Consider the following 20,244-nt stretch of genomic DNA (forward strand, 5'->3'; position numbering starts at 1 on the left):
GCCGTAAAAATTCTGCGTTTTGCAGCTCGGCGTGTAGCCCGGTTCGCGCCTGCGGCAATGCGGCAGGCTGTGGGTCGATGGGAGCATCAATCGATCACCCTCCCTTTCAGTGCAAACAACCCCTGCGGACGCTTCTGGATGAAGAGGATGATCAGCGCGAGGATGAGGATCTTGCCCAGTACGGCGCCGATCTGCGGTTCGAGGATCTTGTTGGCGATGCCGAGGCCGAAGGCGGCAAAGATGCTGCCGGCCAGCTGGCCAACGCCGCCGAGCACCACCACCAGGAAAGAGTCGATGATGTAACTCTGGCCGAGGTCCGGGCCGACGTTGCCGATCTGGCTCAACGCGACACCGCCGAGGCCGGCGATGCCGGAGCCGAGACCGAACGCCATCATGTCGATGCGCCCGGTGGGTACGCCGCAGCAGGCGGCCATGTTGCGGTTCTGCGTGACGGCACGCACGTTCAGGCCCAGACGTGTCTTGTTCAGCAAGAGCCAGGTCAACAGCACCACGAACAGCGCGAAGCCAATGATCACCATGCGGTTGTAGGGCAGTACCAGATTTGGCAGTACCTGTAGGCCGCCGGATAGCCAGCCGGGGTTGGCGACTTCGACGTTCTGCGCGCCGAACAGCACACGCACCAGCTGAATCAGAATCAGGCTGATGCCCCAGGTCGCCAGCAGTGTTTCCAATGGACGGCCATAGAGATGACGGATCACGGTGCGCTCCAGTGCCATACCGACAGCTGCCGTGACACAGAAGGCTACCGGCAATGCAAGCAACGGATAAAACGCCAAGGCGTCCGGCATGAGTCGGGCAATCAGCACCTGCACCATGTAGGTGGTGTAGGCACCTAGCATCAGCATCTCGCCGTGGGCCATGTTGATGACGCCCAGCAAGCCAAAGGTGATGGCCAGGCCCAGCGCGGCGAGGAGCAGGATGCTCCCCAGGCTCAAGCCGCTGAAGGCCTGGCCGAGCAGTTCGCCGATCAGGAGTTTGCGTTTGACCTGCGCGAGGCTGGTTTCTGCTGCCTTGCGTACAGCCGCATCGGTTTCCGCTTCATCGGCCAGCAGGTTTTCCAGGCGAACTCGCGCCAGTGGCGCGCCGGTTTCGCCGAGCAGGCGCACGGCGGCCAGACGCACCGCAGGGTCCTCGGCGCTCAGTTGCAGGTTGGCCAGTGTCAGGGTCAGGGCTTCGCGCACGGTCGGGTCGTCTTCAGCGTCCAGACGCTGCTGCAGGAGCGGCAGCTGCTCCGGTTGACCGCTGCGCTGCAGGCGTTTGGCGGCGCTGAGGCGTTGCGCTGGGTCGTCCGAGAACAGCGTGTGGCTGGCCAGAGCGGTATTGAGCAGGCCGCGCAGACGGTTGTTCAGGCGCAGCTTCTTCGGCGTACCGACGGGTTCGGCGTTGCCTTCGAGGGAGTGATAGGTGTCGCCGTCCTCAACGAAGGGCGTTTTGTTCTTGTCGATGACGACGCGGTTGGCGCGCAGTGCTTCGATCAATGCCAGGCGCTCGGGGACCGGCGAAATGACCCATTCTTCGAGCAGCTTGGCCTGTTTGGCCGGGCTCGCCTTGGCGTAGTCGGCCGCGTCTCCGGCTTGGGCTGCCCAAGGCAGGCCCAGCAGGAGCACCAGTAAAAAACGGTACAGGGCAGTGTTCATTCGTGTATTTCCTTGGAACCCCGGTGCTCTCTTGGAGGAGCTTGGGTGGTCGACAGGTGGATGGCGCTTCATCCATCCACCACGAAGGCCGTCCTCAGTTCGACTTCACCGCGTAATCCGGCTTCTTGTCGTTGCCCGGAATGTAGGGGCTCCACGGCTGGGCACGGACAGGACTCTCGGTTTCCCAAACCACTGAGAACTGCCCGTCGTCCTGGACTTCGCCGATCATCACCGGCTTGTGCAGGTGGTGGTTCTTCTCGTCCATGGTCAGGGTGTAACCGCTCGGGGCTTCGAAGGTCTGGCCGGCAAGTGCCTGCACCACCGGTTGGACATCGGTAGTCCCAGCCTTCTCGACCGCCTGCGCCCACATGTGGATGCCCACGTAGGTGGCTTCCATCGGGTCGTTGGTCACCGCCTTGTCGGCACCTGGCAGGCCTTTTTCCTTGGCGTAGGCCTTCCACTTGCTCACGAACTTGTCGTTGACCGGGTTCTCCACGGACTGGAAGTAGTTCCAGGCGGCCAGGTGGCCAACCAGCGGCTTGGTGTCGATGCCGCGCAGTTCTTCCTCGCCGACCGAGAAGGCAACGACCGGCACTTCGGTGGCGTCCAGGCCCTGGTTAGCCAGTTCTTTATAGAACGGGACGTTGGAATCACCGTTGATGGTCGAGACCACAGCGGTCTTGCCGCCCGCAGAGAACTTCTTGATGTTGGCGACGATGGTCTGGTAATCGCTGTGGCCGAAGGGTGTGTAGACCTCTTCGATGTTCGATTCCGGCACGCCCTTGCTGATCAGGAAGGCGCGCAGGATCTTGTTGGTCGTGCGTGGGTAGACATAGTCGGTACCGAGCAGGAAGAAGCGCTCCGCGCCGCCGCCGTCTTCGCTCATCAGGTACTCGACGGCCGGAATGGCTTGCTGGTTTGGCGCCGCGCCGGTGTAGAAGACGTTAGGCGAGAGTTCTTCGCCTTCGTATTGCACGGGGTAGAACAGCAGTCCGTCGAGTTCTTCGAAAACGGGCAGCACGGATTTGCGCGAAACGGAGGTCCAGCAGCCGAAGGTCACCGCGACCTTGTCCTGAGTGAGCAGCTGACGGGCTTTTTCAGCGAACAGCGGCCAGTTGGATGCAGGGTCGACTACCACCGGCTCGAGCTGCTTGCCGAGCACGCCACCGTTGGCGTTGATCTCGTCGATGGTCATCAGCGCCATGTCTTTGAGGGATGTTTCCGAAATGGCCATGGTGCCGGACAGCGAATGCAGGATACCGATCTTGATGGTCTCGGCGGCCTGCAGCGTGAACGGGAACAGACCGCTGAGCATCAGGGCGCTGGCGGCGAGGGTGGACTTCAGTAGGGGACGGCGTTTCATTGTGGGCGGCTCCTTGGCTGTCCGTGCGCAACTGTGGGTGGGTCCTTCGGGACACAGAGCGCTATCGCAGCATCCGTGCCAATTTCACCGAAGCGCTCTGTCGTGGGGCTTTGCGGTAATTCTGTCGAGTGCGCTCTAACAGGGCGGAATACCAAAGGGGTACGAAAACGGGGCGGGCAGAAAGACGTGGGGCAACGCTCTGCACGTTTGTGGTGCGAAAGCGATCCTGCTTTTTGCGGGTGCCTTATAAGGGGGACTACACCAGCGGCTTGCGGGGTTTGACTCGGCGCCCTAGCATGGCCAGCCCGCTCAGGAAGCCTCCATGCCGCGTCCTTCTCGTCCCCGACCGCCGCGCACCAGCGCAGCTCGTACCCAGCCCCGCCGGGTCGCCAAAGCGCCACCGGCCGAGCCGCGCCTATTGCTGTTGAACAAGCCGTTCGACGTGCTCACGCAGTTCAATGATGCTGATGGCCGAGCCACGCTGAAGGATTTCGTGCCGATTCCAGGCGTGTACCCGGCTGGTCGGTTGGATCGCGACAGCGAAGGCCTGTTGCTGCTGACTAACGACGGGCAACTGCAGGCGCGGATCGCCGATCCCAAGCACAAGCTGGCCAAAACCTATTGGGTGCAAGTCGAGGGCGAGGTGACTGCCGAGCAGCTGCGGCGCCTGCGCGACGGCGTTGAACTCAACGATGGCATGACGCTCCCTGCCGAAGCACGGCAACTCGACGAGCCCGAACTCTGGCCGCGTCATCCACCTGTGCGCTTTCGCAAGAGCGTGCCCACCAGCTGGCTGGAGCTGGTGATCCGCGAAGGGCGTAACCGTCAGGTCCGGCGGATGACCGCGGCGGTTGGGTTGCCGACGCTACGGCTGGTGCGAGTCAGGATCGGGCCCTGGTCGCTGGACGGCCTGCAGCCGGGCGAATGGCGCGAGATGCCGGCGCACCTATGAGGCGCCGACGACGGCTTGCCATCAATCAGTGCGGAATACCCTGTGTCACTTCGATGATGTAGCCAATGATCGGCTTGGCGAGAAAAGCGAACAGACAAAGCCCAAGGCCCAGGAACAGAATCGCCGTGCCGAGGCGGCCAGCTTTGGATTTCTTCGCCAGGTCCCAGATGATGAAAGCCATGAAGCACATCAGGCCGCCAACGAGGATGATCATCATCCATTTTTCAAATACTTCGGGCTCCACGCGATACTCCTGACTGACTTCGACGAAGCGCCCGAGGCAGGCCGGACGCGAGCGGCGCAGTATACGCCCGCAAGGGGCGCATCTGCCTTGGGTTGGACGGCTGAGCTCGTCATGCGTTCGAAGCAGGGCGTCACGAGAGGCGCTGCGTCGTGCTTCGGCATGTTGTCTGGCGGGACTGACGGGCGCGCACCACAAGGAACTGATGGTTGTTGTGGCGTGGGTTGAGGCCTGAGGTTTGTCTCAGCTTCGCAGATGCTCGAGCGGCAGCTCCGTGCTGGATGACACCTGGCGCAGCACAAAGCTGGAGCGCACGCTTGAGACGCCTTCGATCCGTGTCAAGGTGCCGAGCAGAAAGGCCTGGTAATGCTCCATGTCGGGTACCACGACCTTGAGCTGGTAGTCAGCGTCCATTCCCGTAACCAGGCTGCATTCGAGCACCTCCGGGCATTTTCCGATCACGCCTTCGAAGTGCTCGAAGCGCTCCGGTGTGTGACGGTCCATGCCGATCAGCACGTAGGCGGTCAGGGTCAGCCCGAGTTTCTTGCGGTCCAGCAGCGCGACCTGGCGTGCGATATAGCCATCGTCTTCAAGCTGTTTGACGCGGCGCGAGCAGGGCGAGGGCGACAAGCCGATGCGTTCGGCAAGCTCCTGGTTGGAAATGCGTGCGTCATGTTGAAGTTCGTGGAGGATGCGCAGGTCGTATCGGTCTAGTTTGCTCATTTCCGGATGCTCATGCTGAATTGTTGCGCTAGATATGGGTATTGCTTTTATCGGTTGCGCAAGAGTGGCGTATCTGAGCAATGTTCGCAAACATCCGTCGCCGTGTGGGGCGTAAGCTTTATTCAACTTCAGCCCCCGGCAGAAAGGACACGGCATGCGATCCCGCCGTGGCGTCCGAACGCCTTACCAAGGTCGACGGTCCGGGCCCCCGATGCTCATGAGGTGTCGAGAGAAGAAGCCGTTACCATCGGCCCAACGAATCGAAGAGACCACGCCCAGGCGTGGTCTTTTTCGTTTTGGAGCTTCGTTTGGTCTAGGTGCTGAGTCGGTTCCTAGTGTTGAGACGGCTGATGGCTTGGTTTCGCCCTACATTGCGCTGTGAGAGCGGCCTTGGCCACGAAAATGTTGGGCTCTTGGGCCACGGTGTTACGCCCGTTGGCCGGATTGACGGAGGCATTGGTGTCGCCCAGCAGGGCGAAACCGCTGTAATCGGCTAAGCAACAGGCCGCGCGCCCCACGGCGCGCTTTACGCATCACCCCTTAGCCTTAACCACCTCAAGCGGATCAGCATGCACCAACACTTCCGCCTGTGGGTATTTGGCATGTATCGCCGCCTCGACCTGATCGCACAAGCCATGCGCCTCGATCAACGGCAGCTGCCCGGGCAGCTCCAGATGCATCTGTACGAACCAGCGCGTGCCGGAAACCCGGGTCCGCAGGTCGTGACAACCGACGACGCCCGGCACGTCGCAGGCCAGCTGGTGCATGTGTTCGCTGATTTCCGGCGCCAGTTCGGTATCCATCAGTACCGCACCGGCTTCACGAACGATGCTCAGTGCGCTCCTGAAAATGTAGATCGAGATGGCGATGCCGAAGATCGCGTCCAGGCGCTCCCAGCCGTAGCCAGCCAGCACCAGGGCGACGAGGATGCTGCTGTTGAGCAGCAGGTCGGAACGGTAATGCAACGAGTCGGCGCGGATCGCGGTGGAGCCGGTTTCGCGCACCACATGGCGCTGGTACATCAGCAGCGCTACGGTCATCGCCAGCGACAACACCATCACCGCGATGCCGAGTGCCGGTGCGCCCAGTGGCTCAGGGTGCAGCATGCGGTCGACGCCCTGCACGCAAACGAGGATCGCACTCACCGAAATGAAGGCGCCCTGACCGAGCCCCGCCAGTGCCTCGGCCTTGCCGTGGCCGTAACGGTGGTCGTCGTCTGCAGGGCGCAGCGAATAGTGCACCGCCAGCAGATTGAGCAATGAAGCCGCGCCATCCAACAGCGAGTCGGTAAGCCCGGCCAGCAGACTTACCGATCCGCTCATCCACCACGCCAGCGCCTTGCTTGCGGCCAGCGTCAGCGCTACGGCCAAAGCCAGTCGGGTGGCACGGCGCATCAGCCGCGCGTGTTCGGCGCTGACGCCTTTGCGCTCGCGGGTGTGCTGCATCAGGCGGCCGGACGCAGTCCAAAGGCGGCAAGCTGTTCGACGCTGCCGTTGTGCTGGATCAGGCGGGGGTCATCCAGGGGCAGGTTGCGGCCGATCTCGGATTCGATGATGGCCTTGAGCTTGGCCTGATCGATCACGCCGTCGGCGCCGATGGCTTCCTGAAGTTTTTCCGGCGCCATGGAGTAGCTGTTGTCGGGCAGGTAGATCGCGCCCGTGGCGAAGTCGATGCCAAAAGCGATCAGGCCCGGTATCACGTAGAACAGCAGGCCCACGGCATTTGCGATCGCAATGGCGGGGTCGATCCGGCCATCGATCTGGCCACGGCGGTCGGGGTAGAACAGCGTCCCGCAAGCGGTCAGCTGGGTGAACAAAGAGACGGCCAGCACGCCGCCGATGACACGGGAACGAGTACGCATAAGGACCTCCTGGAAAAGTGGCGCAACTATCAAAGGGTGCACTAGGGCTGTGTCATGTTATCTCGATATCAGACACTCTTGCTGCATGCTCTGTTCGCCGTCTTCGCAACGGATGTTGCCATCACTCTGCTCGCGCCGCGCCGAGGCCTTGGCCCGTTATAATCGCGGCCCTGAAAGCGGAGTCCCCATGATTGCCCTGCCTATTGATGAAGCCCTGCCGGCGTTGCGCCAGGCCCTGCTAAGCCGCGATGAAGCGGTGCTCGAAGCGCCGCCCGGCGCAGGCAAGACCACGCGGGTACCGCTGGCGCTGCTGGATGAGCCGTGGCTGGCTGGACAATCGATCCTGATGCTCGAGCCACGTCGCCTCGCAGCCCGAGCGGCGGCCGAGCGCCTGGCCGACGAGCTGGGCGAAAAGGTCGGTGCCACCGTTGGCTATCGCATCCGGTTGGACAGTAAGGTCGGTCCGAACACCCGTATCGAAGTGGTAACCGAAGGCATCCTTGCGCGTCGCCTGCAGGACGACCCCGCCCTCGATGGCGTAGGGCTGGTGATCTTCGACGAATTCCACGAGCGCAGCCTCGACGCCGACCTGGCGCTGGCACTCACGCTCAATGCCCGCGAGCTGCTGCGCGATGAGCCGCTGAAGATCCTGCTGATGTCCGCCACGCTCGAAGGCGAGCGGTTATCGCAGCTGCTCGGCCAGGCGCCGGTGGTTCGCAGCGAAGGGCGCATGTTTCCGGTCGAGACGCGGTGGGGGCAGCCGTACCAGCCTGGCGAGCGAATCGAAGCCCGCGTCGTGCAGACCGTGCTGCAGGCCCTCGATGACGAGGCCGGCAGCCTGCTGGTGTTTCTGCCCGGCCAGGCCGAGATTCGGCGTGTGGCCGAAGCCCTGGGCGAGCCGCTCGCTGGCCGGCCGGAAGTCGTGCTTTGCCCGTTGCACGGGGAGCTCGATCTCGGCGCCCAGCGTGCCGCCATCGAACCTTCGCCGCCGGGTAAGCGCAAGGTCGTACTGGCCACCAACATTGCCGAGACGAGCCTGACCATCGACGGCGTGCGTGTCGTGGTCGACGCAGGCCTGGCGCGCGTGCCTCGCTTCGATCCCGGCAGCGGCATGACCCGGCTCGATACCCGGCGCATCTCACGGGCTTCGGCGACGCAACGCGCCGGGCGGGCCGGGCGCTTGCAGCCGGGCGTGTGCTATCGGCTGTGGTCCGAGGCCCAACATGCGCAGCTGGCCGCCTATGGCGAAGCGGAAATCCTCCAGGCCGACCTTGCCGGCCTGGCCCTGCAACTGGCCCGCTGGGGTGCCGAACCCCACGAGCTCGCCTGGCTTGACGCGCCCCCTTCGGCCGCCCACGCCCAGGCGTGCGCGCTGCTGGTGCGCTTGGGTGCGCTCGAGCCGCATGCTGGCGCGTGGCGTTTGACGCGGCACGGCCAGGCCATGGCCGAGCTGCCGACCCATCCACGAATTGGCCATTTGCTCTTGCGCGGCGAGGCGCTGGGGTTAGCTACGCTTGCGGCGGACCTGGCTGCACTGCTCGGAGAGCGGGATTTCGCCCGTGCCGATGGGGCGGACCTTGCGAGCCGCCTGGCCTTGCTCGAAAGTGGGCGCGGCGGGGGCATTCAGCGTGCCCGTCAGCTGGCCCGGCAATACCGGGGTCTCTTGCGCGGCACGGCCAGCGAACCCGTGAACGAGCCGGACCACCCGCGCTGGCTCGGCGCGTTGCTGGCCTTTGCTTACCCTGACCGCATCGCTCAGCAACGGCGCGACGGCGCAGCTGCTTACCGGCTGGCCAACGGGCGCGCGGCGCAGTTCGGCGAGCCGGATGCGCTGATGAAGGAGCCTTGGCTGGTCATCGCCGAGCTCGGTAGCCAGCAGGGGCAGCGTGAAGAGCGTATCTACCGCGCCGCGGCTCTGGACCCGGCCCTGTTCGAGGACGTGTTGGCCGAGCAGGTGGCTGTGCATGACGAGCTGGACTGGGACGAGCGCGAGGGCGCGCTGCGGGCCGAGCGTCAACGGCGGGTGGGCGAGCTGATCCTGTCCCGCGAACCACTGGCCGGCCTCGATGAGCAGACCCGCAGTCATGCGCTGCTCGAACTTGTGCGGCGCAAGGGGCTTGAGCTGTTGGCATGGACGCCGGAGCTTCGTCAGTGGCAGGCACGAGTCATGCTGTTGCGCACCTTGCAGCTCGAGCGCGACGCGGTCAGCCAATGGCCTGATGTCAGCGACGCGGCGCTGTTGGCCAGCCTTGAACACTGGCTCCAGCCTTACCTGGGGAAAGTGACCCGGTTGGCGCATTTCGCCGCCCTTGATCTCTCCGCAATGCTCGCGACGCTTCTGCCCTGGCCGCTGCCCCAGCAGCTCGAAAAGGAGGCGCCCAGCCACCTCGAGGTGCCTTCGGGTTCGCGCATCCGGCTCGATTACACCGAGCAACCGCCCGTGCTGGCGGTGCGTCTGCAGGAACTGTTCGGGCTTGCCGACACGCCGCGAATCGCCGGAGGCCGCGTGGCGGTCAAGCTGCACCTGCTGTCACCGGCGCGCCGGCCAGTGCAGGTTACGCAGGACCTGGCCAGCTTCTGGAAGAACACGTACGCCGAGGTAAAGAAAGGCCTGAAAGGCCGTTACCCAAAGCACTATTGGCCGGACGATCCGCTGGTCGCCGAGCCTACCGCCCGAGCGAAACCGCGCGGGCAGTAATCAGTCCCTGCAGGCAGGAGCAGGCGAACCAGCAGCGCTGTCGTGCTGGCGCACCAAGGCGTCGAGGCGCTTCAAGGTGGTGGCCTGAAACAGGTGGTCCAAGGACCTGCACTTCTTCGCCTCGCTGATAGATCGCCCGTTTCATGAAGCGCGATCCCGGGCTCGACGCCGGGATCGCCTTTACCGCCCTCCGCCTGCACATGGCTAACGCCTAGTGGCGGCCACTCACCTCAGAAGAACGCCGCCACGCTGCTGGGCGTCAGCCCCGTCCAACGCTTGAACGAGCGTCGGAAGTTGGTGATGTCATTGAAGCCCAGGTACTGCGCGACTTCCTCGTTGCTGTAGCCCTTCATCTGATACAGGTACAACGCGACCTCACGGCGTACCACGTCCAGCTGCTCCTGGAAGGTGGTGTCGTGTTTTTTCAGCCTGCGCTTGAACGAAGCGGGGCTCGTCTCGAATGCCGCGCAGGCGCGCTCCAGATTCAGGGGTGTGCGGATGTGCGCCTGCAGGTAGTCATGCACCTGATCGAGAAAGCTGATCCCCCAGCCGAGTGCCTGTAGCTGTTCCTGGCTCGCCTGACGGGCAATGACGCCGGCCGTCGAGCCCACGCCTGGCCATGGGCTGTGCAGGTATTCGCGGGGCAGGCTGATGACGGTGGAAGGGCGGTCGAACAACACCGTCTCACCGAGATGCACCCAGTACTGCTCGACGTGGGCCGGCTCGGGATAAGCGAACTGGAAGTGCCAGGGCAGCTTCGTGCCCTGCTGGCGGCGGGCGAGGGCGACGACCGCGGTCACGGTGGTCTCGATCACGAACGGCAGCAGCTCGCCGACGCCACAACTGTCGCGCCAGTACAGGTGGAGATGCCTCTCATCGAGCTGCACCTGCGGCGTAAGCAGCGGGGTGAGCAGGGCACGGTACTGACCCAGATACTCGATGGCCTGGGCCAGATTGTCGGCATGCTCGAGCAATTGACTGACGGGCCCGTAGTGTCCGGGCCACAGGCGCTGACCCAGAAGAAAGCTCGTGTCCGGCGCATCCAGCAAACGCTGTGCGTTGCCGATCAGCCGGAGGAACTGTTCAGGGCTGATTCGCACCTGCCGGGTGACGATGTCCTCATAGAACAGCTCGCACCCCTTGAGCAGGCGATGGCTGTCGATGGAACGGGAGCGCGCCAGGTCGATCAGCCCGACCGGCTGGTGATGCGCGAGGATGAACCGCGTGTCGCGGTCATATCCGGCCTCAGGCAGCATGATGGGGTAACCGCGACGGCTGACGGGGTTTGGCGTTTGCCAGCAGGATGTTCAACCGCTTGAGCAGCTGGTCTTCGTCCTCGTCCATCGCCATGGCGGCCACGGCTGTGGCGCGCAGATGTAGACGCTCGCCATGGCGCTGCGTGCGGTGGGCCACGCTGGCAATGCTGTGTCGCATATCCTGCGCCATCGCCGTGGCGTGCGCGGCACCGGTATTGGGCAGTACGGCGACGAAGCGGTCACCGGCCAACCGGCAAAGCACGTCTTGCTGGCGCAGGTTGAACAGCAACAGTTGCGCGACGACCTGCAGCACCTGATCGCCCTCTTCATGGCCGTAGACCTGGTTGATCTGGCTGAAGTCGTCCAGGTCGATGGCAATGACGGACAGCGGCTGCTGCTCGGTCTCGGCTTGATCGAGCGCTTGCTTCAAATGCTGGCGAAGGTACTGCGCACCGTTCAACGGGGTGAGTTTGTCGAACAGGCGGTGCTCCCGGAACAGGCGCTCACGCTTGCTCATCTGGGCGCTGATCGCCTGTTGTTCCTTGTGCAGGTGATAGATACCAAGCGTGATCAGCAACATGCCAAAGGGCATCGGTGCTTTTTCCAGCAGGATGTCCCAGATTGCCGCTTCGGGCGGCAGCTTGATGAATTCATCGAGCATGTCCATCCACATCGAGAAGCAGACGCAGCACATCCCAATCGACAGCAGACGTGTGATGCGGCCAGCCGGTCTCGAACGCAAGAACATGATCATCCAGACGAAGCAGATCGTGGCGGTGCCGCCTTCTCCGACCACGTGACTCCACTTGATGACATCCTTGGGGTAGCCGACAGCCATGTAGATCTGCAGGCCTGCGCTCATGGCCACGAACAGGCCTATCAGCATGAAACAGTGCGTCTTCAAGAATGATTTCATGATATCTCCAGGGAGCCCTGGCCAACCGGAAAGCTGGCCAAGGATGGAGCGGGCATGTCACAGAATGATTACATCGACTTGTCGCGTGCAATGCACGGCAGGCCGTCCGGGCCTTGCGCGCCCTCGCAGAACCGCTCTGGTGGCAGCGGGGATTCCGATTCGCGCAGCCGCTTCTTGCCCTGCCCGTCGCGCTCGATATCGAAGGCGTCATACAGCGAACCGTCTGCGGTGAACGTGCGCACCGCCAGGCGGTTTTCTTCGACGGCAATGGTCTGGTAAAGCTGCGTCTGCTCGGCAATGCGGTCGCCTTGCTGACGGGCCCGGCCGTTCAACCCGTACGCCTTCGAGCCAACCACCGACACCATGTACACCGGCCCGATCGGCGCATTGGCGGCGCGTGCCTTGGCGCTGGCGTCGCGGCCGGCTTCATCAGTCAGGCGGCTGTAGCAGTGGTCATGCCCTTGCAAGACCATGTCCACGCCATAACGATCGAGCAAGGGCTTCCAGGCGCCCTTGAGCGGCTCCGTGTCGCCCGGTCGCGCGCAGGTGTACAGCGGCTGGTGCACGACCACGATGTTCCAGCGTGCCTTGCTGTCACGCAGGTTGCGTTCCAGCCATTCGGTTTGCGTTTCCAGGGCGCCGAGATCGAGGGCAGCGGTGCCGTCGAGCACGACGAAGCGCACGCCTTGGTAGTCGACCACATAGCTGGTTTCCTTCACACCCTCGGCACCGTTGTCCGGCAGCGTGAACTGCAGCGGGAAGTGCGGACCGAGGCGACGCGTCTCGCTGCCGTCGGCGCGTTTGTCGTCGAGGTACTCATGATTGCCGGCGGCAGGCAGTTGCGGGATGCCTCCGTAGGCGTAGCCGCCAACCTGGTTCCATTCGCCCCACTCATCGTCGTGGCTCAGCGTGCTGCCCTGAGCGACCAGGTCGCCGGCATGAACGATCAGCGCAGGATTGGCCGTGCTCCGCAGTGCCTGACGTGTCGTGCGTGACGCGATGGAGAGAATGTCGTTCTGCGTGTCGCCCAGATAGATGAAGTTGAACGGGGCGAAGCGTTCCTTAGCCGTGTGGAACTGCAGCCATTCGCTCCAGCCGGCAGCGCCTTTGACCCGGTAGACATAGGCGGTGTCCGGTTGGAGATTGGTGAGGCGGACCTGGTGGTAGTAGGCCGGACCGTTCTCCGCATCGAGACGCTGAGTCTCGCCTGTCAGGATGTTCGCCTTCGCGTCCAGCGTGGGCCCGGCTAGGGCTGGGCCGAGTTGCAGTTGCGCGGTGGGCTGATTCAGGTCGGTACGAAACGCGACACCCATTTCAGTGGAGGGGTTGGCCCCAGGTGTCAGGACAATGCGATCGGCCAGCGAAGAAGCCGCGTACGGCGCCCCCGGCGAGTTAACGCGAGTGGTCGACTCGGCCCAGGCGGGCAGGGTGAACAGACTCGAGGTGGCAGTGGCGACGGCCAGGGCCGCCAGTAAGCGATGGTGATACATCCGCTGTTCCTTAATACATCCGGTTGATGGAGTGGGCGTAAGGAAACAAAGCCAAATGACGGTTCTGTTACGTTGCGGGGGGTCGATTCAGCTCAGGAAAAAATGCGTCAAACGGCAATCTTTTGTGCGGTAAGTACCGTGAAAACCCCATTCCAGAGCTCTTTATGGGCTGAGCAACCATCAGAACGTCTCGTAACGGATCGAGTGAAAGGGTCGTTTCAGCTCATCGACTGCCGTTTCGCTGCTCAAATGCGCCGGAACCGACCCTGGCGCCGCCAGACCTTCATGGAAGTGCCATAAACCGCCCCTACCGTCCGCTGCATTCCTGGCTTGGCCAGGCGCATTTTTCAATCGGAGGGGGTCATCCATGGCGCAGCCAATTCGCCACATCTGCAATGCGACGTTCAAGTTCAGTCTGCTGGCCGCGGCCATTTCCTCGGCGCCTGTCTGGGCGCAGGAAGCGGTTGAGCGAGTCGACGTCATCGGCCAATCGGTCAGCATCGACAAGGCGCTGCGTGAGCAAAAGAGCTCCGACAGCGTGAAGAGCGTGATTCACGCAGACGGCGTGGCTCAGCTGCCTGACGACAACGCCGCCGAAGCACTGCAGCGTATTCCCGGCGTCTCGGTGGAGCGCGACCAGGGCGAAGGGCGCTTCGTCAGCGTGCGCGGCATCGCGCCAGACCTCAACAGTGTCACCATCAACGGTACGCTGGTGCCGGCCCCCGAAGGCAAGCGTCGCGCCGTCGCGCTGGACGTACTGCCGGCCGAGCTCGTGCAGTCACTGTCGGTGGTCAAGACCCTAACGCCGGACATGGACGCCAACTCCCTGGGCGGCACCATCGAAGTGGAAAGCCTGTCGGCCTTCGATCATGAAGGCTTGTTCTACAGCCTGAGCGTCGAGGGCAGCTATGACGAGAACGTCAGCAAGACCAGTCCGAAATTCTCCGGCGCCATCAGTGATCGCTTCAGCCTCGGCGACGGCATCGACAACTTCGGCGTAGCCGCAGCCTTCAGCCACCAGAAGCGCAAGTTCGGCTCGGATAACGTCGAGACGGGCGGCGCCTGGGACTTCACCGATGTAGCACGGCTCGAAGAGGTTGAGCAGCGTGACTACGACATCACCCGCGAGCGCACCGGCTTCGGCTTGAATTTCGACTATCAGCCGGACGACCTTTCCAGTTATTACCTGCGCACCCTGTACAGCAAGTTCAAAGACACCGAGACGCGTAACGGCTCGGGCCTTGAGTTCGAAGATCCACAAATCTCGGGCGAGCGCGGCTCGGCAGAAGGCTGGCGCGACCTCAAGTCGCGCGAAGACACGCAGAAGATTCAGTCCTATGTGGTAGGCGGCGAACGCATGATCGACCAGTGGACGATCGGTGGTCAGGCCGGCTATAGCCAGGCGACAGAACGCAATCCGATGGGCATCGCCGGCGCGAAGTTCACCGGCGATTTCGATGACGTAGGTTTCGACGGCAACCGCAAGCCACGCCTGTCCGTCGGCTCTGACTTCTACGATCCACAGGCTTTCACCTTGGACAAGGTGAAGATCAAGGACGTCGATGGCAAGGACAGGGAGAAGAACATTCGCCTGGATCTGGCCCGTGATTACGACATGGCCGGCAACGCCTCCCAGGTCAAATTCGGTGGCAAGCTCAGCCGACGCACCAAGACCAGCGACACAGAAGGCTGGACGTACGGCAAGCTTGGCGATATCGATCTGGTGGGTTATCAGAGCGGCAACGTCGATTACGCACTGGGCAACTACGGCCGGGGCATCAGCGCCGGTGCGGTCAAGCAGCTGATCGGCGGGCTCGACGCTGCCAGCTACTACAACGAAGAAGATTCGCGCCTTAGCGACTTCACCATGCACGAAGACATCAACGCGGCGTACCTGATGAACACCGTGGACGTCGACGCATGGCGCTTCATCGCCGGCCTGCGCTATGAAGGCACTCGGTTTGATGCCAAAGGCAGCGGCTTGCGTGACGATGGTTTCGAGTCGATCCGCAGCAAGAACAGCTACGACCACTGGTTGCCAGGCCTGCACGCGCGCTACCAGATTTCGCCTTCGACGCTGGTACGCGCGGCCTGGACCAACACCGTGGTACGCCCGACCTTCAGCCAGTTGGCGCCGGGCTTCACCATCGATACCGATGACGGCGAAGCCTCGTTCGGCAACCCGAACCTCAAGCCGCTGGAGTCGATGAACTTCGACGTGGGCATCGAGCACTACATGGGCCGCGCGGGCATGGTGTCGGCTTATGCCTTCTATAAGGACATCGACAACTTCGTCTATGACACCAACATCGGCGGTACGGGCGAATGGGCTGACTTCAGCGAAGCCCTGACCTATGAGAACGGCAAGGACGCCAAGCTCTACGGGATCGAGCTGGCCTACTCGCAAAAGATGGACTGGCTGGCCGCGCCTTGGAACGGGCTGCTGCTGGGTGCGAACGTCACGCTGAGCAAATCCGACGCCTCGATCAAAAGCCAGGGTCTCAGCCGCTCGGTCGACCTGCCGAACCACTCCGACACCGTCGGCAACGTGATGGTGGGCTGGGAAAACGACCGCTTCGACATGCGTCTGGCGGCGAACTACAAGTCGAGCTATCTGGTGGAAGTGGCCGGCATCGACGACAAGTCCCACGACCTGTACGCCGACCAGCAGCTGTTCGTCGACTTCAAGGCCGGCTACTACCTCACGCCGAACCTGCAGCTGACGTTCGAGGCGGCCAACCTCACGGACGAGTCCTACTACGTCTACACCGGCCGTCGCAGCTACAACGCCCAGTACGAGGAATACGGCCGGACGTACAAGCTCGGCCTGACCCTGACCCACTTCTGACGATTGGACGGCGCTTCGGCGCCGTCTTAAGGATGCGTCCGCTTCATGCGTAATTACTCATCTTCATGGTTGCTCGGTCTGTGCATTGCCCTTGCGGCATGCCAGAACGGCAACCCGCGCTCCGTTATTCCGGCCACTGCGCCGATGCTGAGCGTTGCCGATCCGGTGCTTGCGGCCGAGGAGGCGCGCCTACTCGGCCCGCTGAGCTTCTGGCCGAATGCCGACCGGCTATTGGTCGATCCGTCATCTGCACGTGGCTTGCAGGTGCTTGATCGCCAGAATCAGGTACTGGCTGAGCTGCCGGGGCGCTTCGAATCGCTCGATCACCGCGCCGACGCTGAGGGGTTGCTGGTTGCGACCATCGACAAGAAGCGTCAGCAGGCCATGATGGTGCAGATCGATGGCCAGCAGCGGTGGGGTGTACCGCACTATGTGCCGAAGACAGCTTTCGCCATTGAAGGGCTGTGCCTGTATCGCGACAGCGCGCGCAACGACTTCGTCTTTCTGCTGGGGGAGGAGGGCGTAGGTGAGCAGTGGCTGGTGGCTGCCAACGGGCGGCCGCTACCCGAGGCGCGCCGGGTTCGCGGGCTGAGCCTGCCGCCGGAAAGCGAGTTCTGTCAGGTCGATGACAGTAGCGACAGCCTTTATATCAGCGAAGAGCGCGTCGGGCTCTGGCGATACGACGCCGGGGCCGAAGCGGCGCTGGTGCGCGAGCCGGTGGATATGCGTGCACCTTTCGGCGGTATCGCCAAGGCCGCTGCTGGTCTGGCCCTTGTGCCTGGCGGGTTGCTGGTACTCGATCCCAAGGCCGGTGCCTTGCATGTTTATCAGCAGCAGGCCCAGCGATGGGCGCTTGATCGCACGTTCGAGCTGACCGAATTGGACGAGCCGGAAAAGGTCAGCGCTCGGGTCACGTCTGCAGGGGTTGACCTGCTCCTGGTGGACGAACGCGGCGCTCGCTACGCGACGCTCGACTGGACTCCCAAGCCGGTTCAGGTCGACGAACCGATGGCTGTCGTCATGCCACTGGTCGGGACCGATCCGGTGCCCAGCCTGGGTGATGCGGCGGACGATCCAGCCATCTGGGTCAACCCACGCGACCGTTCGCAGAGCCGCGTCCTGGGTACCGACAAACAGGGTGGCCTGCTGGTGTACGACCTCAAGGGTCGACAGCTCCAGGACCTGCGCGTTGGCCGCTTGAACAATGTTGACCTGCGCACTGGTTTCAATCTCGGTGGCGCAACGGTTGATCTCGCAGTGGCTAGCAATCGCGATCACAACAGCCTGCACTTCTTCGCCATCGATCCGGCCACCGGCGTGCTGCGCGACATCGGTCAGACGCCAACGTCGCTCAAAGACATCTACGGCATGTGCCTGTTCAAGGATGCGAGCGGAGCTGTTCATGCGTTCGTCAACGACAAGGACGGCACGTTCTTGCAGTACCGATTGAGTGGCGTGGCCGGTAAACCCAGCGCTGAGCTGGTGCGCCGCTTCCGCACGCAAACCCAGCCTGAAGGCTGCGTCGCCGATGACCGCCGCCAGCGGCTTTATGTAGGCGAGGAGGATGTCGCGGTCTGGACCCTGGATGCTCGGGCCGAGGCCCCCGCTGAGCTGGAGCAGGTGATCGCCGCCGGCGGTGTCGTCAAGGCAGACATCGAGGGGCTCGCGCTGTACCACGGCAAGGCGCGTGACTATCTGGTGATCTCCAGCCAGGGCAATGACAGCTACGTCGTGTTGGACGCCACAGCACCCTACGCGGTACGTGGGCGTTTCCGAGTCGGCCTAAATGCTGCGCTCGGCATCGACGGCGCGTCCGAGACTGATGGTTTGGAAGTGACCTCAGCCAACCTCGGTGGTCCTTGGCGTGACGGCATGCTGGTGGTGCAGGACGGCCGCAAGCGGATGCCTGAAGCCAACCAGAACTACAAATACGTGCCTTGGACGTCGGTGGCCGACGCGCTCGGGCTCGAGTAAATCCGCATCAGCATTGCGCTGTCATCAAGGCGCAATACGGTGCCTCTCAATGTGTGCGCTCGCGCTACAACGATGAAGGAAACACTTTATGCAAAGCCAAACCACTCTTGAACATATGTCCGTCTGGGGTCTGGTCAGCGAAGCCAGTATCGTGGTGCAAGCGGTCATGCTCTCTCTGGTGCTCGCATCACTCATCAGTTGGTACCTGATCGTCCAGCGTGGCACGGCATTGAGGCGCAGCGAGCGCCTGTTCAAGGCGTTTCTCAAGCGCTTCCGCCAGGAAGATCTGGCGCAGCTTCACCATGAAGGCAGCCAACAGACGCTGCCAGCCGAAGCAGGGCTGCAGCGCATCTTCCTGACCAGCTATGAAAGCTTCGCGCAGATGCAGGGCAGCCGTGTCACCGATCCTGACGCCGTGATCGACGGCGTGGAGCGCAGCCTTTACGTGGCCATCGCCGAGGAGGAAGAGCGCCTGGAAAAAGGGCTGCCGTTCCTCGCGACCGTCGGCTCGGTGAGCCCCTATATCGGCCTGTTCGGTACGGTCTGGGGCATCATGAACTCCTTCCTGGGGTTGGCCCAGGTCCAACAGGCGACGCTTTCGACCGTCGCCCCCGGCATTGCCGAGGCCCTCATCGCGACCGCCATTGGCTTGTTCGCGGCCATCCCTGCAGTCATGGCCTACAACCGCTTCTCGGCTCGCACCCAAACGCTGGTTGCACGTTATTACGCCTTCGGTAACGAATTGCAGGGCCGCCTGCATCGGCATCTGCATGCTACGGCGCCTGCCTTCGCTGCAGCGGCCTGAGGAGACAGCACATGCTCGTCAAACCGCACAAGAAGCACGGCCTCAAGGCTGAAATGAATGTCGTGCCCTACATCGACGTGATGCTGGTACTGCTGGTCATCTTCATGGTGACCGCGCCGATGCTGGTGCAGGGCGTGAAGATCGAGCTACCCAAGGTCGCGGCCGAAGCGCTGGCGCCCTCCGAAGAGCAGCGCATCGTGACCCTTTCCGTCAAAGCAGACGGTGGGTACTACTGGAACTTGGGCAGCGAGCTGGACATCGAGAACCAGACCGACAGCGCCGTGGATCGCGAAGAGATGCGCGACAAGATCGCCGCACTGGTCGCCGAGCGGCCCGATACCCAAGTCTACGTCCGCGCCGACGAACACGCCGACTACGGCAACGTGGTGGCCGGCATTGCCGAGTTGCAGCGAGGTGGCGTGACCCAACTCGGGCTGATTACAGAGGCGCCCTGACATGACCAGCTTGACCCTGGAGACGCCGCGCTCGGTCATCAACTGGCCGGCCTTGCGCAGCCATGCCAGCGCCGCGGCGATCGCTGTGGCGTTGCATGCCGGCCTGGCCTGGGTGTTGGTCAGCCTGTCGCACGATCAACCGGCAGCGCTTGAGGTCGCACAGGCCCCAGCGCTGCTCAAGACCCAACTGATCCAGTTGCCCCAGCCCGTGCCTGTGGTTGAGGCGCCGGCACCGGTTCCGCCGCCCGTCCCGGTGCCGCCGGAACCTGCCCCCGTACCCGAGCCTGTGGTCAAACGGCAAGCGCCGGAGCAGGCCGACCTCGCCTTCAAACGTGCCGAGCAGGCGCGCGAAGAAGAGGCGCAACGCAAACGCCAGCAGGAGCAGGCTGAACGCAAGCGAAAGCAGCAGGAAGAACTTGCCCAGGCGCGTGAACGTCAGCGGCTGGAAGAGCAGCAGCAGGCACAACGGCGTGAAGAAGCACAGCGGCAGGTAGCCCTGGCCGCACAACGCGCCGAAGCCGACCGTCAGGCCGCCGCCGCTGCGGCCGCAAACGCGCGCGCCCAGGCCGAAGCCGCGGCCGCAAGCCGTCAATACCTGCCCATCGCCAAGGAAGCACCGGCCTATCCCCAGCGCGCGCTGGACCGCAATATCCAAGGCGAGTGCACCGTGTCGTACACCGTCAACCCAAACGGTCGGGTAGAAGATCCCAAAGTGCTCGATGACTGCCACCCGCTGTTCAAAAGCCCATCACTGGCCGCCGCGAAGCGGTTTCGCTACCAGCCCCGTATAGTCAACGGACAGGCCGTCCCGGTGCCGGATGTGAAGAACACCTTCAGTTATCGGATCGAGTGACGAAAGGGGCCGGCGGGTTCCGTACCGTCGGCCGTTCCAGGTGATAGCTGCTCACCCCGGGCAGCCTCTCGTCTACGCCCAGCCTCTAACAAGTCGTTCCGATGCAGCAAGTTGGGTGCGTGTGCTGCCTTGGCGCAACGTGCGCTTTGCC

At 63.2% G+C, this 20,244-nt stretch carries 16 protein-coding genes; 7 read left to right on the plus strand and 9 right to left on the minus strand.

Annotated features, from left to right (window positions below):
• Positions 1–86: 86 nt before the first annotated feature.
• Positions 87–1,658, minus strand: a complete 1,572-nt coding sequence (urtB, locus tag JQR87_RS03100; RefSeq protein ID WP_407292684.1) for an urea ABC transporter permease subunit UrtB — start codon at positions 1,656–1,658, stop codon at positions 87–89.
• Between the two features lie 94 nt (positions 1,659–1,752).
• Positions 1,753–3,021 (minus strand): urea ABC transporter substrate-binding protein, encoded by a 1,269-nt coding sequence (gene urtA, locus JQR87_RS03105; RefSeq protein WP_407292682.1) that lies wholly within the window; start codon positions 3,019–3,021, stop codon positions 1,753–1,755.
• Positions 3,022–3,343: 322 nt separating this feature from the next.
• Between urtA and JQR87_RS03110 the strand changes: the two genes are divergently transcribed.
• A complete protein-coding gene (locus tag JQR87_RS03110) occupies positions 3,344–3,973 on the plus strand; it encodes a pseudouridine synthase (RefSeq protein WP_407292680.1) in 630 nt (209 codons plus the stop codon).
• A gap of 25 nt (positions 3,974–3,998) precedes the next feature.
• On the opposite strand, the gene JQR87_RS03115 is transcribed toward JQR87_RS03110, so the two are convergent.
• The 4 genes from JQR87_RS03115 to JQR87_RS03130 form a co-directional block, all read right to left on the minus strand.
• Positions 3,999–4,217 carry a DUF2788 domain-containing protein gene (locus JQR87_RS03115; protein ID WP_407292678.1) on the minus strand — a complete coding sequence of 73 codons (219 nt, stop codon included), beginning with the start codon at positions 4,215–4,217 and terminating at the stop codon, positions 3,999–4,001.
• Positions 4,218–4,457: 240 nt separating this feature from the next.
• A complete protein-coding gene (locus JQR87_RS03120; protein WP_222909527.1) occupies positions 4,458–4,937 on the minus strand; it encodes an Lrp/AsnC family transcriptional regulator in 480 nt (159 codons plus the stop codon).
• A gap of 533 nt (positions 4,938–5,470) precedes the next feature.
• A complete protein-coding gene (locus JQR87_RS03125) occupies positions 5,471–6,382 on the minus strand; it encodes a cation diffusion facilitator family transporter (protein WP_407292676.1) in 912 nt (303 codons plus the stop codon).
• Complete coding sequence (locus tag JQR87_RS03130) at positions 6,382–6,798, minus strand: polyribonucleotide nucleotidyltransferase (RefSeq protein ID WP_407292674.1); 417 nt, start codon at positions 6,796–6,798, stop codon at positions 6,382–6,384. The genes JQR87_RS03125 and JQR87_RS03130 overlap by 1 nt, the downstream gene beginning before the upstream one ends.
• A gap of 187 nt (positions 6,799–6,985) precedes the next feature.
• Between JQR87_RS03130 and hrpB the strand changes: the two genes are divergently transcribed.
• Positions 6,986–9,496, plus strand: coding sequence for an ATP-dependent helicase HrpB (hrpB, locus tag JQR87_RS03135; RefSeq protein ID WP_407292672.1), 2,511 nt, complete (start codon positions 6,986–6,988; stop codon positions 9,494–9,496).
• A 230-nt stretch (positions 9,497–9,726) separates the two neighbouring features.
• Here hrpB and JQR87_RS03140 read toward each other — a convergent pair whose 3' ends face one another.
• From JQR87_RS03140 to JQR87_RS03150, 3 genes are all read right to left on the minus strand, one after another.
• Positions 9,727–10,755, minus strand: a complete 1,029-nt coding sequence (locus JQR87_RS03140) for an AraC family transcriptional regulator (RefSeq protein WP_407297841.1) — start codon at positions 10,753–10,755, stop codon at positions 9,727–9,729.
• Positions 10,742–11,668: a GGDEF domain-containing protein gene (locus JQR87_RS03145; RefSeq protein WP_407292670.1), complete on the minus strand. Its 927-nt coding sequence runs from the start codon at positions 11,666–11,668 to the stop codon at positions 10,742–10,744. Before JQR87_RS03145 ends, JQR87_RS03140 begins: the two co-directional genes overlap by 14 nt.
• A 68-nt stretch (positions 11,669–11,736) precedes the next feature.
• Positions 11,737–13,158, minus strand: coding sequence for a fibronectin type III domain-containing protein (locus JQR87_RS03150; protein ID WP_407292668.1), 1,422 nt, complete (start codon positions 13,156–13,158; stop codon positions 11,737–11,739).
• Between the two features lie 367 nt (positions 13,159–13,525).
• Between JQR87_RS03150 and JQR87_RS03155 the strand changes: the two genes are divergently transcribed.
• The 5 genes from JQR87_RS03155 (at position 13,526) to JQR87_RS03175 (ending at position 20,093) form a co-directional block, all read left to right on the plus strand.
• Positions 13,526–16,006 (plus strand): TonB-dependent receptor, encoded by a 2,481-nt coding sequence (locus JQR87_RS03155; protein ID WP_407292666.1) that lies wholly within the window; start codon positions 13,526–13,528, stop codon positions 16,004–16,006.
• Between the two features lie 45 nt (positions 16,007–16,051).
• Positions 16,052–17,980: a phytase gene (locus tag JQR87_RS03160; RefSeq protein WP_407292665.1), complete on the plus strand. Its 1,929-nt coding sequence runs from the start codon at positions 16,052–16,054 to the stop codon at positions 17,978–17,980.
• An 88-nt stretch (positions 17,981–18,068) separates the two neighbouring features.
• Entirely contained in the window at positions 18,069–18,785 is a 717-nt protein-coding gene (gene tolQ, locus JQR87_RS03165; RefSeq protein WP_407292663.1) for a protein TolQ, read from the plus strand.
• A gap of 11 nt (positions 18,786–18,796) precedes the next feature.
• Positions 18,797–19,240, plus strand: a complete 444-nt coding sequence (gene tolR / locus JQR87_RS03170) for a protein TolR (protein WP_407292661.1) — start codon at positions 18,797–18,799, stop codon at positions 19,238–19,240.
• A gap of 1 nt (position 19,241) precedes the next feature.
• Entirely contained in the window at positions 19,242–20,093 is an 852-nt protein-coding gene (locus JQR87_RS03175; protein WP_407292659.1) for an energy transducer TonB, read from the plus strand.
• Positions 20,094–20,244: the final 151 nt, after the last annotated feature.

It is taken from the genome of Stutzerimonas stutzeri (assembly GCF_051028275.1).
Taxonomy (GTDB): domain Bacteria; phylum Pseudomonadota; class Gammaproteobacteria; order Pseudomonadales; family Pseudomonadaceae; genus Stutzerimonas; species Stutzerimonas stutzeri_AS.